Annotated in this window: 8 protein-coding genes; 1 reads left to right on the top strand and 7 read right to left on the bottom strand. The window is 64.0% G+C overall.

The features are described 5' to 3' along the window. Nucleotides 1-69: 69 nt before the first annotated feature. The 5 genes from JQT59_RS13230 to JQT59_RS13210 form a co-directional block, all read right to left on the bottom strand. The gene (locus JQT59_RS13230; RefSeq protein WP_213576515.1) at nucleotides 70-3,189 is read right to left on the bottom strand and encodes a DUF4185 domain-containing protein; all 3,120 of its coding nucleotides are present in this window, start codon (nucleotides 3,187-3,189) and stop codon (nucleotides 70-72) included. Between the two features lie 163 nt (nucleotides 3,190-3,352). Next, complete coding sequence (locus JQT59_RS13225) at nucleotides 3,353-5,389, bottom strand: DNA/RNA non-specific endonuclease (RefSeq protein ID WP_249354380.1); 2,037 nt, start codon at nucleotides 5,387-5,389, stop codon at nucleotides 3,353-3,355. A gap of 71 nt (nucleotides 5,390-5,460) precedes the next feature. Then, nucleotides 5,461-8,430: a CHAT domain-containing protein gene (locus tag JQT59_RS13220; RefSeq protein WP_213576514.1), complete on the bottom strand. Its 2,970-nt coding sequence runs from the start codon at nucleotides 8,428-8,430 to the stop codon at nucleotides 5,461-5,463. 12 nt (nucleotides 8,431-8,442) lie between these two features. Next, entirely contained in the window at nucleotides 8,443-9,846 is a 1,404-nt protein-coding gene (locus JQT59_RS13215; RefSeq protein WP_213576513.1) for a lipase/acyltransferase domain-containing protein, read from the bottom strand. A gap of 83 nt (nucleotides 9,847-9,929) precedes the next feature. Then, on the bottom strand, nucleotides 9,930-12,560 hold the full coding sequence (locus JQT59_RS13210; protein ID WP_213576512.1) for a helix-turn-helix transcriptional regulator: 2,631 nt from the start codon (nucleotides 12,558-12,560) through the stop codon (nucleotides 9,930-9,932). 198 nt (nucleotides 12,561-12,758) lie between these two features. On the opposite strand from JQT59_RS13210, the gene JQT59_RS13205 reads away from it, so the two are divergent. Next, nucleotides 12,759-13,181, top strand: coding sequence for a hypothetical protein (locus JQT59_RS13205; RefSeq protein WP_213576511.1), 423 nt, complete (start codon nucleotides 12,759-12,761; stop codon nucleotides 13,179-13,181). Between the two features lie 13 nt (nucleotides 13,182-13,194). Here the strand turns inward: JQT59_RS13205 and dcd are convergent, their stop codons facing one another. Both dcd and JQT59_RS13195 read right to left on the bottom strand, forming a co-directional pair. Further along, the gene (dcd, locus tag JQT59_RS13200) at nucleotides 13,195-13,764 is read right to left on the bottom strand and encodes a dCTP deaminase (RefSeq protein WP_109333019.1); all 570 of its coding nucleotides are present in this window, start codon (nucleotides 13,762-13,764) and stop codon (nucleotides 13,195-13,197) included. 17 nt (nucleotides 13,765-13,781) lie between these two features. Then, nucleotides 13,782-14,429 (bottom strand): TetR/AcrR family transcriptional regulator, encoded by a 648-nt coding sequence (locus tag JQT59_RS13195; protein WP_213576510.1) that lies wholly within the window; start codon nucleotides 14,427-14,429, stop codon nucleotides 13,782-13,784. Nucleotides 14,430-14,480: the final 51 nt, after the last annotated feature.

Genomic DNA, 14,480 nt, shown 5'->3' with positions numbered 1-14,480 from the left:
CTAGGTGTGGCAGAAGCGCGGGGGAAGGAGGTGGGTTGCCTCCCGATCCGCAGATCGGGAGGCAACCCGTTACCGGCCGTCGTGGGGGTTGACGCCCCCGTCGTCACGGAACCCGGGGCTCGACACGGGGATCTTGAACTGCAGCACCCTGTACGGCCATCCCTTGTCGGGGCCCTCCGTCTTCCACTGACTCACGAAGATATGGAACCCACCGTCCAACTTCGAACCGGGGACGATCGACGGACCGTAGAGCTGTGCCACGGCGTCGTCTCCCTCCTGTCCCCAGCCGACCCCGCGCAAGGGCGTGCTCTTGTGTGCCTCGTAGAGGTTGTCCGTGATCTCCGAGAACACGCGCACGTCGATGTCGTAGCCGCCCGCGTCGGAGCTGTCGAACGTGACCAGTACCCACTTACCCTGGATTGCCCGCAGACACATTTCACCGAACTTGGCGGCTGAGTGCGCTCTCTCCAGCACCGGGGTCGGCTCGTTGCCCCAGCGCCACGCGCCGTCCTTCCAACCCCACCCCTCGTACGCATTCCGGTCGGTGATCCTGTCCTCGCGCACACGCCTGAGGATCAGGGGTTTGTCACGCTGGAAGCCGGTGGAGAACACGTAGACCCATCCGTCCCCGGGAGCATCCCACGTCCAGAGCTGGGCAAGCCCGCGGTGGATCCCCGCATCGAATTTCGCCCCGGTGTGCTGCCAGGTGTGTCCGTCGTCGGTCGACTTCCAGATTTCGGTCCAGACGACGTTGCCGAGGCCCTTGTTGACCATGGCATGCAGGTACATCGTGTCACCGATGGTGACGACGTCGGACGGGAGAACTGTCGAGAAGAACGGATTGTCGTGTTGGTAGTCCCAGAGCTGTCGCGCATAGCGGGGGTCGCCGCCGGCGGCCTCACTCCACACGATTCCCTCGTCGAGCTTCTTGGTGTCGGAGAACAGCGCTACCGGCGAACGCCAGTCACCTTCACCTACTCGGGGTCCGCGGAAGGTGTCGCCGAATATTGCCAGTAGTCGTCCCGACGGCGTGCGTGCCATCACGCCGAGATCGGTTGCGGCCATGCCGAACCTGTCGGTCAGCCCCGGACCCGTCACCTCCTTGATCTTCTTGGAGTGGTGCACCTTGGGCCCGGCCTCGATCGGAACCGCCGGCCGGGGTGGTTCCGGTGCCGGCAACCGCCACCCGTTATGGATGACTTCGTTCCATTCACCCTCATAGACGTTCCCGGTGACCGGCCATCCCCACAGCTGCTGCATTCGCGTCGCTACATCTTGGGTGGCCTTGTCGAAAATGCTGGTGCCGGGAATACCGATGGTCTGCTGCCAGCGCTTCAGGCCGTCTTTCGAGGACTGCGGTTCGTTGCCGAAGGTGTTCGACCACGATTCGGTGGGCCCGTCCAGCGGCCCCCAGTAGTGACCGGGCGGTAGCGGAAAGCGATCGGGATCGTCGGGGAGTCCCGCGTACCGCTTCGCCGCGGTCAGCACGACGTCATAGGGAAAGGTGTCGGGGACGTCCCAGTGCGTCCCATCCTTGAAACCTTTGAGAACGCGCGAGCCGTACGTGTAGTTGTTGTGGCTGCTCACTCCCTTGCGATTGTGGCCCACCCCGCCGATGTCGACGCGCTCGATCGGAATGTCGTACTCCGTGGCGACCTTGGCGATGACGAAAGCCACCATGTCGAGCATCTTCGTGTGAGCGAGCCACTGCTCGCGCGACTTGGGCCGTTCCTCGCGGTTCGGATTGGCGCCACTCCAGGTTTCAGTGTTTCCCGAAGTGCCCACCATCGCGATCTGGACGCTGACACGGTTGTCGCTGAGCACGCCCCAAGCGGTGTTCTTGGTGCTGACGGTGTTGATGATGTGGTGATCGTCGATCAGGTAGTGGTAGCTGCCGTTCTGCGCTCCGGCCTGGTAGTTGGCGATATTCTCGGCACGGGCCACCCAGTCCTGGTTCTCGGTGGTGTGCAGATAGATACGCAGATATGCACCGTGACCGGTGTCATACCCCGGGCCTCCGTACCACGCGATCGGGTATCCAGTGGGCGACGTGACCGGCTGCGGTTGCACTGGTTCGACGACCGGGGTCGGAATGTCCGCGGCGACACCGTCCCACTGGCCGAATCGCTCTTTGAGGATACGGTTCCGGTCGATGCCGACGCCTCCCACCTTCTGCTTGTCGATCTCGAATTGGTGCAGGTGCGCCGCGGGGTGTACACGACCGTTGCTGCCCCAATTGTGCATCCAGAAGTAGGTGCCGACGCCGTCGCGGAGCGCCCACTCGATGGTCGGGTAGTTGCAGTAGACACCCATCCTGGTCTTGCCGAGCCGTTCCTGCCACGCGAGCAGGTACGGGCGAACCAGCGTATTCCACTGTTCCTCGCTGGGCGACGCGTCAACCGACACATAGATTGCCGCCGTCTCGGGGCCACCGGCCTCACGGTGAATCTGTATGCCCCGCTCGGCGTCCCGTCGACCCTGCTCCGCTCCACCGAGCCAGTCGGACTTACCGAATTGGAAGTTGGAGACGACGACCATACCGCGTGCGCGCAGGGCGTCGGCCTCCTCCCTCCGCAGCGGTTTGCCGAGCATCCATTCCGCCCTCGGGTCGGAGATGTAACGAATGGCACCGGCGAATCCGCCCGACTGGATCTGAGCAGCTGTGGGGACACCAGCGGAGAAGTCGACCAGGAGCTTGCCTACCAACGAGGTGTGTCCGTTGTCCTTCGGCGCCTCACGCGGATCTTTGGCCTCCTTCAGCCATGTCGAGTCGGGATCCAGATCGGGTCCGCCGAAGCGGCCCGGCGCACCGAATGTCTCGAAATGCAGATGAGGGCCGCTCGAACCACCCTCCGAGCCGACCACGGCTATCTGCTCACCCGCGTGCACTGGATCGCCGAACTTCCACTGTTGCCCAGTGTGTGGGTTGATGAACGACGATGGGGGCGTGTGGCCGAACGTGAAATCCAAACCCCATTGAGTCTGGGAGTCGATCACCAGCCAGGAGCCGTAGCCCTGAGGGTCGTCGTCGATTCCCACATGAGCGATGGTGCCGTCTGTCGGTGCATAGATGGGCGTGCCGTTGTTCGCCGCGATATCGACGCCGCGATGATCCGGCCGGTCCGGAGTTCGGTAGCCGCTGCTCACGCCGGTGTAGGTTCCGGGGGCCAACGGATGGTAGCGATTCATGATTTCCTCACCAGTGAGATGGAACTGTGGTCCGCGACAACGCCGGGGTGCTCCATGTCGGACCAATCACCCCACTGCGCTGAATAGTTCGATCCTCTCCCCTGCCGCGTGGGTTCGTCGTGAGTAGTCCGGTACTCGATTCTCGAGCCAGTTGTCGTCGACGTCAGAGGATGAGGTCCTGGGGGCGGATCAATTCGCGGGGCAGAGTGGTGCCCTCGACCTGTTCGAGTGGATCGGCCGCCACGTAGGCGTCGAGGTCGAGCCCGGTCAACTGGGCGATCCTCCGCACCGGAACCTGAAACGTTCGATACGCGCCGTAGGAGAACGACTCCTCCCCTTCCGTGAACTCGTCCAGCAGTGCCGCCTGCGTGAGCAGGTAGCCGGTCACCGAGAGGCCGCCGTCTCGTTTGGCCATCGCCACGGTCTTCCAGAACTGACGCGGAAGCGCCACCCCACGGTAGCGGGGGTCGTCGGCGGCGAGCACCGGACCCGTCAGGACGCTCACGGCAAGATCGGCGTTGTCGGCGTTCTTCAGCACGTAATCTTCGAGTCCGAGCCACAGCGTCTTGCCCGCGTTGAAGTCATGGTGCTGCGGAGTGCAGTTCGTAAAGTGGAACGTGTCGTCGTTCGCTGCTTTCGCATTCGGGCCCCAGGCGGGGTCCAGTCGGCGCACGAGGTGCCCTCGGTCGAGCGGGTTGTCCTCGTACACACGCTCACCGGTCTGTTGGTGTGCCGGGAGCCGAGGGTCGAGTATCCAGCGGTCACGGTCCCGCTTCGGGTTCTGTGACTGCTTGCCGTCGATGTTCACAGCCGTGAACAGCGCAAGAGCCCGCTCTGTGTGCATGACTACGCTGAAGTGGTGGTAACGGAGCTCTTCGGACGCAATCGAAGCCACTTGCGGGCCGGGCACCGGCAAGGGTAGATGAACTCGCAGGAACCCCGGGTCGTAACCACGGCGGTTGCTGTAGTCGGGGTCGATCGAAATAGCCTCGGAGTCAACCGGTTCACCGCCGACGGCCCTGCGAGGTTCGGCGGAACCGAGGCGGACAGTAATCTCCAACGGAACGCGCACGATGATTTCCTCCCTGGACACTACGTCCAGCCGGAGCGATGAAGAGGAAGTCGCTAATTCCTGCTGCGCGCTGACGATCTCGTCGACGAGAGCGCGCCAGTCACGAGGCATGTCCTGGTCGGCGACGAACTTCAGGATCCGACTGATCCGCACCCCCTCGTTGAGGATCCCGCCGAACTCGGTGTGCTGCGGTGCTCGTACGCTCGCGTGGTGGAGCGCAACCACTTCCCACTGGTCGTTGAACACCGGCGAGCCCGAGGAGCCCGGTTCGGTGTCCGCCGCATAGTGCAGGAATCGTTCGGGAATATCGACGATACGATTCTCCCGCAGGGCAATTGACTTCTTGTCTCCGCGCGGATGCTGCACGATGGTCACGAACTCTCCGATGACAGCCTTGCCCTCGGCTTCGAACAGCCGGTTGAATCCGAACTGGGCGAGAACCCGCGCAGGTGCCCGAACCGCCACCAAGGCGAAGTCGCGCTCCCGATCGGCGAGGAAGAACCGGCCCGGGTCCAACGGGAAGACCTGCACCGGAAGCGGGTTGCCGTCGATACCGTCCTGATAATCGAACTCGATCACGCTACTGCGTGCCGTATCGGCGCTCGGCAGCACATGGTGATTCGTCAGAAGCAAGGTCGGTGAAACGAGAAAGCCTGTCCCGTAGCCCTGCAGTTTTCCCCGAACATCGCGGATGTTCACCCTTCCGATCGACCGTGCAGCCGCCACCCCGGCATCGAGATAGCGCACTCCCACGAAATCGGAGGTGTTGATGATTTTCTCTAGCACCTGATCGGCCGACGCGTCATTATCCACCCACTCGCTTACCCGGTCGAGTGCCTCCTCCACGAGGACACCCGACGCTGCGGTGGGGGTCTCCTGCGGTACATCCTCGCCCGTGTAATAGCGGGTGAGCCGATCCAGGCGTGCGGCGATTCGTTCGGGACTCTCGACGGCCGCGATTCCACCGGGACCGGCGAGCGCGTCCACATTCTCGCGTCTCTGCGAGGCCCTCTCCCGTGCGCGGTGCTCGGCCGCTTCGGCCTGCCGCTGTTTCTCGCTCGCGAATGTCGCTGCGGGCGAATCGTGTCGAACTCGACGGCTTCCCATGCTGTTGACGGTGGTCATCATTTTTCCTCGGGTAGTACTGGCCGGTTGCTACCAGCCTTGTCCCGTCAGGTATGGCAGTCATGAGTAGTCCGCTACTCGTACTTCGGCGTGACCGCGGAATCGCTGCGCTCGAAGTGCTCGACACCGTTGCGGACCACCTTGCGGACGGCACCGCCCTCGGCCACGAGGGCGTCGAGGATCGGTACCGCCAATTCTGGGCGGATCGGCGTTTCGGCGAGTAGTTGCCCGAGTTCGAGCGCCTCCGATCCCAGCGCACCGACGATGAGCCTTCGGCGGGCTCGGTCCAGTGCAGCTTCCATGTCCAGCCGCTTCGCGGACTCACCACGCCCCGCCGGTATCGGGGATGCCGTATCCAGTAGCAGCGCACGGACCTCGGAGGCCGTCAGATTCCGGTCGGTTGCCCACACCAGCATGGCAGCGACAGCCACGTACAGCGCGGCGAAGGTCGTCCCCTCCATTTCCGGTTCATCGACAATCTGTTCGCAGGTGGTCCCGGAGATTGTTCTCGGCGCGAAGATATCCGGCTTGCCCTCTCGGGAGAAGTACGGCGTCTCGTGGGTGAGGGTGCCGTCGTCCTCGACCGCACCGACCGCAAGTGCGTCGATGCTCCACGCAGGGAAGCTGGGTTCGTCCGAGTGATCACCTGCTGCGATCACCAGTCGACCCTCTCCGACCAGATCGGCGATGATCGTGTTCTGGGTGTCGCTCGGCTCCGCGTTCCCGTAGTCGAGGACGATGATGTCGGCGCCGGCTCGCCCCGCCTCTTCCAACCACAGACAGACTTCGCGCTCCGACGGCGCGCCGTCCGTAAACGCCAACTCGTGTGAAAGCAGTTCGGCAAGAGCAGATTCATCAACTCCTGTTTCGCCGGCGACGACCCGCCCTGGTACTCCATGGTTGATGGCGCACTGAGTGAGTGCGACGGCGACCTCCTGACGGCGCCGGGCAGTGAACGGCCCGGCGACCGCCAGCTGCAATGGGCGCTTTACCGGAGTCGCGTGTGACAGTCGTCCTACGTCGGCTTCGAGTTCGGTCGACGTCCCGAAGAAGTCGCTGCCGATCGCCGCTGCCGTAGAAACCTTGCCGGGTGGAACCGCGACTTGCTCGACCAGGGCCGGCAGATCGTCCGCATCGAACGAATTGCTCTGGCCAACCAGATCGGCCAGCTGTTCCCACAATTCGAGATGGCGCAGTTGGCCGTACAGTTTCGACAGTTCCGTCTCGGAGAATCGAGTGAGTGTCGGCAGATTGCGGCGGATCCATTGCCACACCTCGGGCCAGGAGAGTGCCTCGAGGCGGATCGTGCGCACTTCGGACGGTCGCAGCGACTGCGTCAGTTGATCGAGATCGTTCGTGGTGGCCACCGCCAACCTTGCGCGGCCGCGTCGTCCGGTGAGGGTGACGAGTGCGTTCAAGAGGTCAGATGCTCCGGCGGACTCGCTTGCGAGCAAGTCCGCATCGTCGATCACAATCGCGGCCGGCACGGCCCCGAGATCCCCGATCAACCGTTCCCACCAGTCGTCGGCGCTGAACCGACCCGCAGGCACCGCGCGAAGACCTTTGCCGTCGATCAGTTCCTTGACGAGGCAGGCCAGTTCGCGGACCGGGTCGGGTTCCGCGAGCAGACGTTTGGCGCTGATGAAAAGCTGCGCGATGTCCGGATCGAGTTCTTCGAGCACCCTGTCGAGAAGTGAGGTCTTCCCGGTGGCCGGCATGCCGACCACCTGCAGAAGCCGCGCCGATGTATTTCCGGACAACACGTCCACGGCCTCACGCAACTCGGTGAGCCGGGAGATGAAGCGCAGTTCACCTTGACGTACGCCCAGATGGCGACTGACCTTGCGCGGTGCGGGCCTCGGCCGGGCCTTCGCGTCCGGGTCGATGACCGCACCGGGATCGCTTCCGCCGACGAACAGACAGGGCACGGCCCAGTTCAGCAGAGGATCACCGCTGTTCTCGTCGCCGTTGATCGCGAGACGCGCCAAACGCAGTGCCTCGGCTACGGATTGCCCGGCGGTAAGTCCCTGATAGAAGAAGCGGGTGAACAGTCGCTCCGTCCCGAAGGGCAACACGGCTTGCATCCCGATTACCATCGGACATGCATCCCGCACGCAGTAGTCCGCCGAAGACAGCTGGCCCGGCCACGTTTCGTCCGCCGCCGAGACACCCGGTGCGCGTGCCGTCTCACATCCCGCGAAAACAGCGAGCCGAAGATCCGGAAGCTGTTGCAGCAACAGGGCGAAATCTTCGCTCCGCAGAAGCGTTCCACGACCGTTGCGGCGTTCCAGCTTGAGTCCGTGGGGATTGGCATGCCCGAGGTAGTGGAACAGATGAAAGCCGCGGCGTTGCATCCCCATCCGAGTCCGCAGACGCTCGACCGAGGGGCGATCCTCCACCACCACACGCAACAGGCCTCGATCGACCATCGGCTGCAACTCCGTCAGCAGACTGCGTTTTTCTGCATAGAGGTCGAACGGTGCCTCGGACTCGTCCGGGCCCGACCGAAGGGGACTCGACATGACCAGCAACAGATTGAGTGGTGGATCGATCGGCGCGTGCCGGATCGGGTAGGTGCGCGATCGTCCCGACCGCACCACGTGGACGTCCCTCGCCATGGACAGGAACCTTTCCGGGCGCTGAGGATCGAGCAACAACTCCCACGGCCATGCGGCGATCCGGCTCGGCGCCGCGAGTACCCGAATGAGCAACTGGTTCCCCGCGGTCCCTGCCGTGCCACGTGTCTGCTGCAGAAGCGTGACGATCTCCGGCACACCGAACACCAGGTCCGTCAGCACCCTGCCGACCTCGAGCGCTTCAGGGCCGGCGTCCGGGCGAGCGGACCGGACGGCATCGGTGAGCCATTCACCCGGTTCATCCACCGGCCTGCCGGTGACATCGCGGGGTAGCTTCCACTCGGGTAGGGGTCGTTTCACCGCGAATACCGAACCCTGCGGGGATCTCGCCGAGAGCCACATGTGGTCCCCGGCTTCGAGGACACTGATTTCCAGCTCTTCGAAACCGCGCCTCGATAGCGGGATCATGCCTTTCAGCTCCTACATATCCGCTGTCCGTGCTATTTCGTCCAAGTCGACAACGCTCACCAGGTCCGTGACGGGGTGCACTCCCGGGGCACCGACCGTGATGCGGTAGTCCTGAGCTGCGAGGTCCTCGACAGTCGCCTGCTGCCAACCGTCGACTGAAGTCGAGAGCCGATGCTCCCGGACCGGCCCGCCGACGGTCGGCTCGACGTGTGCGACGAGTTCGGCGCCAGGGTCGTCGGTCCGCGCGCGGATCACCAGTGGTTCGGCGGTCGTCACGTCGTCGACTTCGAGCGACACCGATTCGCTCACCGCAGGAAATACGTTCGGTGGGGTGATCACCGCAATGTTCAATACCCCGCCGACGTGGTCGAGCACCGGGTCGTCGTTCTGCAGCGAGGCATGTTTCTGGCTGAAGAAGGCGGCGTTCTTCCACCCCTTCATGAGTTCGGGTGGGGTCGCCGACAACTTCGGCACTGTGCCGTCGCCGCCGCTTTCGCCCGGTCCGCGCACGGACAGCGATACGATCTTTCCGTCCATCAACCGGGCAGCCCAGTGTGTGCGCTGGAAGTCGCCGATGATGGGACGGATGTCGTAGCCCCCGTCCCTGTCTGCTTCGAGTCGCTCCTGCACCTGAGTGCGCAGCTGCCGGTGCAGCGTCACCGCGTCCTTCATGCGGGCGGCGTCCAGCCCGGTCCCCGTCCAGTCGTCCATCTTGTCGTCCAGGTTCGACCACGACGCATTCGGGCCTTCGAGACATCGATAGGACGGCAGCAGCTGATAGGCGGAGGTGAAGGAACCGATGAGGTTGCCGAGATCGACGGTGAACGGGCCCCATCCTTTGCGGAAGCCGTTGACGAGGAACTCGAGCGCGTTGATCGACCCGGAGTACGGCGTGCCGAACGTGATGAGTGTCCGGGTGTCCTTCCACCCCTCGAGCAATTCGAGGTAGAGGCGGGCAACGATGCCACCCATGGAGTGACCCACGAGGATCAACTGTGCATCGGAATTGCCCGACTTCTCCCGCCAGCGCGTCAACCATCCGTGAGCTTGCCGCGCCAGCTTGCGGGCTGCCACCCGATTGTCACGCCGCCAGTCATACGGAAGCTCGAAGTAGTTTTCGCCCGGTACCACCCCGAACCGGCGCACCAGATCAACGCGGAACTTGGTGTAGCCGTCGATCTTCCAATCCAAGCCCGGTAGCACATGGAAGTCCGGCATCACCCGGGTCGCTACCACGCCGTCACCGAGATCGTCGACCTCTGGATCGTCCCCGTCGAGCTGCAACCGCTTGATGTTGTTGCCGAGCGAGAGCACTCCCCGCAGTGCAGCCCCCGGAGTCGACGCCCACACGTCCTTGCCGTCCCGTGCCAGAACTGATCCCGTGATCCCTGGTATCAACACAACGACGTCTTTCATGGCGGCCTCCACACCGAACACCGGCAACGGTCCGTTCCGACCCCAGTGTTCTCAGGTCTGCGAAGGAGCACACGAGTAGCCGACTACTCGTTTTTAGTTGGTCGTGTGGTGAGGTTCATCAATTGGGCGAGCCCGTTACGGTCCTCGACACCTAGCTTGATGCACGCGTGGTAGATGTGTCCCTCGACCGTTCGGACCGACAGAAAGAGACGGTCGGCGATGTGCCGGTTCGATAATCCTGCCGCAACCATCGATGCGATCTCACGTTCCCGAATCGTGAGCGGAAGTGGATGTGCAGCCTCCGCGAGAGCGGGAGACAACATCCGGTCGCATTCGTCCGCCAGTGCTGCGGCCGTGGCGGCGCACTCGACCGAGGAACGTTTGACGCCCGCGCGGTGGAAGGCGATCGCGGCCTGCGCATAGGCATCGGCGGCATCGGGAAGTGCACCGACCGTTCGAAATCTGTCCGCTGCCGCCGCCAGCCCGGGTCCGTCGGCGGATGCTGACGCGGATGCTTGTGCTGCCGCGATTCGGACGAGTTCGCCGTCGCACTGTTCGGCGAGCGCCGCCAGTCGTGGAGCAGTGGAATGGTCACCGAATCGAGTGCCGAGGTGCAGTGCGGCCGCCTCGACACCGAACTGTCCTGCAGCGGCCGCTGTTTCGGCGGCGGACCGTGCGAGCGCGATGGCCTGCGAAGTCTCACCCTGTGCCGCGGCGAGCCACGCGGCAGACAGTTCGAGTTGGGGGCCGAACACTGCCACGTGCCGTCCACTGCGGGCTCGCGCCTCCGAGATGACGCGCTGCCCCTCGTGGATGCGGCCGAGCACGGCGTATGTCTGCCCCAGAGCAATGTAGGCGGGGACGCTCCAGGACACCGCGTCGGCGGTATCGCCCACGTCGAGTGCTGCGATCGCCTGTTCGAGACGCTGAGCCGCGGCGGTGAATCGTCCCCGGACGAGTTCCACCGTCCCGACCAGGATATTTGCCAGTCCCCATGCCAGGTAGCGGCCACTCGACGCGAAGGCGAGATACTGTTCGGCTCGGCGCTGCGCCCTATCGAACTGCCCGGTCATGGTTAAAGCCAGAATTTCGCCGTGCCCGGCGGGAAAGCGCAGCAATCCATCGATCTGTTCGGCAACGGCCGCGCTCCGCGCCGCCAACGCGGGAACCTCGTCGCCGCGTCCCATCAACGCCAGCGCCAGTCCCCCGCCGAAGAACGCCCATTCGACCGCCCACGGCCGCTCTGAGGCGAGAACAACGCACGCGGCGTCCACCGCTTCCTGCGGTCGATTCTCGAAGACCGCGCACACAGATCCGATTCCCTCGACGACCGGAAGAAGACTTGGTTGGGTGACGCGCTCGCGTAGCACTGCGAGCACGTCATCCGCCTTCTCCGAATCGCCGAGTGCCCAGAAGAGGTTCGCGATACGTGATGTCCCCCAGCGCACCAACTGTGCTTGAGTCAACGAGTCGGGGGAAAATGCGAGCAACAGTGCCTCGGCTTCGGCCGCGTGCCCCTGCCACAGCAATGCCCGGGCAAGGAGGTCGGCCGCTCCGAAATCACCGGTTTCTTCGAACGCTGCACGTGCCAGACGTTCACCGAGCGGGACATTGGCCAGCCCGATGGCATCCGCAGCCGCCGACGCGAGCAGTGCCGGGTCCACGGAGCGGTCGCTGTCGAGTGCAAGCTCGGCGAGACGTATCCGATGTGCCGCACCCGTCACCGGACCATTACTGAGCTCTTGCACCAGCTTCCCGCGTAACCGGCGTCCTGCCGCACGACCGACCCGTCGGCGAATCACCTCGGCGAAGAGCGGATGGGTGTAGCGCACATCGAGATGGTGTCGCTCCTCGGCGATCCTGACCAAGCCGCGTCGTTCCGCCTCTTCCACTGCGTTCTCCCCGGCGAGAGCACACAGAACATCGAGATCGAGCGGCTCGCAGAAGGTCAGCAGTTGAAGAGCTTGCAGCACATCGGGCGGAATTTTCTCGATCCTGGTTTCCAGCAGCGACGCGAGCTCGGAGGTGATCGCGGCGCGCCCCCGCAGCTGCCACACTCCGCCGGACCGGCGGAGTGTCCCCGCTTCCAGAGCACCCTCGACGAGATGCCGGACAAACAGGGCGTTGCCCCCCGACGCCTCCCAGATCATGTCGGCACTCAGCCCCTCGAGCGGGCCGTCCAACACGGACTCGACCAGTTCGATGCTCTGCTCCCGCGTGAACGGCATCAACTCGAGCCGGAGAAGGTGCCCGTCCTTCCACAGCGACGTGATCGCGTCGGGCACGGTCTCACCGCTCCGGACGGTCGCGACGATATTGACCACCCGATCGAGGGCCAATTGGTGCAGGAATGTTGCCGAGAGCTGATCGAGCAGGTGGGCGTCGTCGACACCGATCACCATGTCCTGGTTGGTGTCGCCGTCGTGAATGAGGGCCTGCCGTGCCGTGGAAAGTAGCGTGACCGGATCCCGGGAGGTCGACGCGCCCACCAGGTGAGCGAAAACGCCGAGCGGGATGCTTCGGGCGGATTCCGTCCCGGCAACCCAGCGCACCTCGCCGGGCAGTGATTCGGTCGCGAACCGGGCGAGGGTGGTTTTCCCCACGCCAGGATCGCCGGTAAGGACCACCCCGCAACACTCGGACCGAGCCTTCAGCGACGCGGTGATGGCGTCGAACTCGGCTTGTCTTCGAATCAGGGGCCACCTCTGACTCATTCTCGAAGTCTAGTTTGTCGACGCCCTCGTTCTCAGCCCCTCCGCTGCAATTCATAACGAATGTACGGTCTCATTACGACCTCGTATGGCACCCATACACAGAGAACAGGTAGTCCACTACCCATGATTGGACTGGGTACATTCGGCAGACTGGGCTCAGGACCCCACAGAGGGACTTCCGAGGTGCAGGAGATGGTCATGAACACTCTGCCTGAGCGAATCTCCAGTGACACGGAGCGGCCAGCCGACCGCGCCGCGTACCGTGAAACATGCTCGGCTCCATGGATACTCGACCAGTCGATACGATTGGGCGACAACGACGCACGATTGATCGTCGTCCGGGACGAGTACACAGATACGAGTTACCTCGCGCTCCTCGTCGGCAACGTCACCGGCAGTGCGCCCGTCACCGTGCGAGCAGTCGACGAGGAGGCTCTGCTCATCGAGGGCAGCCGCACCATGTTTCCGGAAATCTTGATCGGCGTTGCCGAGTCACCGAGTGCGTCCGACATCGGCCGTCGGAATCCCGAAAGCCGGACAGCCGTCGAGGGGTCACTCCGATCGACGATCGACTCGATCGGAGTGCACTCGGTGATCGCCGAATGGAACGCGCGGGCGTGAGGTCCGCGAGCGCTCAGTCCTGTGCGAAATTCAGGTACGCCTTGGACGGGGTCGGGCCCCGCTGCCCCTGATACTTGGAGCCCGCGGCTGAGCTGCCGTACGGGTGCTCCGCCGCGCTCGACAACCGCAGAAGGCACAGCTGCCCGATCTTCATTCCCGGCCAGAGCGTGATGGGCAGGTTCGCCACATTGGACAGCTCCAAGGTGATGTGGCCGTTGAACCCGGGATCGATGAACCCGGCGGTCGAATGTGTGAGCAGACCCAGGCGACCGAGTGACGACTTGCCCTCGAGTCGCCCGGCAAGGTCGTCGGGCAGCGAACACACCTCGAGCGTGGAGCCGAGAACGAACTCGCCGGGATGCAGAACGAAAGGCTCTCCCTCTGCCGGTTCGACCAGCGTGGTCAGTTCATCCTGCCGCTGAGCTGGGTCGATATGGGTGTAGCGGGTGTTGTTGAACACCCGGAACAAGCTGTCGAGGCGCACGTCCACGCTCGAAGGCTGAACCATCGAGGGATCGAACGGGTCGATGCCCAGACGTCCAGCGGAAACTTCGGCACGGAGATCGCGGTCGGAGAGAAGCACAGGTAGAGGTTAACGGGTCAGCGGGTGTGGATTGCCATCGAGAGCAGCAGATCGGTGCAGGTGTTCACGAGGTCTTCCTCGGGCAGTGTCACGGTGCCGTTCAACCAGGCCGTCAGTGTCTGTGCCAGGCCCCCGACCATGAAATGCGCGGCGAGGTCGAGACGGGGACTCTCCGTTACCTCGTAGAACCCGACGGTCTGCTTGGTAACCAGGCCGGCGAACAGGCGCGAACTGTCGAGCCGTCGCTGCGCCAGCACCTCACTCGACTGCGCCACCGAGAACATGAGACGGCCGTGCCGGGGATCTTCGGCGACCGCCCGGACGATGTTGCGCACGCCTGCTTCGACGATCTCGCGTTCGCCGGGCCCCGCCGTCGACACAGCTTTTAACGTGCTGGTGGCGATGCGTTGCACGACATGGTCGTAGACGGCGACGATCAGCGCGTCGCGGTCGGTGAAGCTTTCGTAGAAGTAGCGAGTGGCCAGTCCGGCCCGCTTACAGACTCCGCGTACCGACAGCGTGTGGTCGCCGTCGTCGCTGCCGAGTAGGTCGAGTCCGGCCTCGATCAGCTGCGCACGACGCTCGGCGCGGCGCGCATCGCCCTCCTGACCGCCATACATGCGACCACCTGTCGAACCTGACGGTGCCGTAACCATGGCGACCATCTTTCCACCGAACTCTGGACGGCGAACATATATGTGAGTACGGTCGTATTC

This window comes from Rhodococcus sp. USK13, assembly GCF_018343855.1.
GTDB lineage: Bacteria > Actinomycetota > Actinomycetes > Mycobacteriales > Mycobacteriaceae > Rhodococcus_F > Rhodococcus_F oxybenzonivorans.
This window is presented reverse-complemented; position numbering and strand designations above follow the sequence as displayed.

What these genes read in the sequence shown, in the direction of transcription:
- JQT59_RS13220 (WP_213576514.1), bottom strand. Translation starts at nt 8,430, where the DNA reads ATGATCCCGCTATCGAGGCGCGGTTTCGAAGAGCTGGAAATCAGTGTC.
- JQT59_RS13205 (WP_213576511.1), top strand. Translation starts at nt 12,759, where the DNA reads ATGAACACTCTGCCTGAGCGAATCTCCAGTGACACGGAGCGGCCAGCC.
- JQT59_RS13195 (WP_213576510.1), bottom strand. Translation starts at nt 14,429, where the DNA reads ATGGTCGCCATGGTTACGGCACCGTCAGGTTCGACAGGTGGTCGCATG.
- JQT59_RS13230 (WP_213576515.1), bottom strand. Translation starts at nt 3,189, where the DNA reads ATGAATCGCTACCATCCGTTGGCCCCCGGAACCTACACCGGCGTGAGC.
- JQT59_RS13215 (WP_213576513.1), bottom strand. Translation starts at nt 9,846, where the DNA reads ATGAAAGACGTCGTTGTGTTGATACCAGGGATCACGGGATCAGTTCTG.
- JQT59_RS13225 (WP_249354380.1), bottom strand. Translation starts at nt 5,389, where the DNA reads ATGATGACCACCGTCAACAGCATGGGAAGCCGTCGAGTTCGACACGAT.
- JQT59_RS13210 (WP_213576512.1), bottom strand. Translation starts at nt 12,560, where the DNA reads ATGAGTCAGAGGTGGCCCCTGATTCGAAGACAAGCCGAGTTCGACGCC.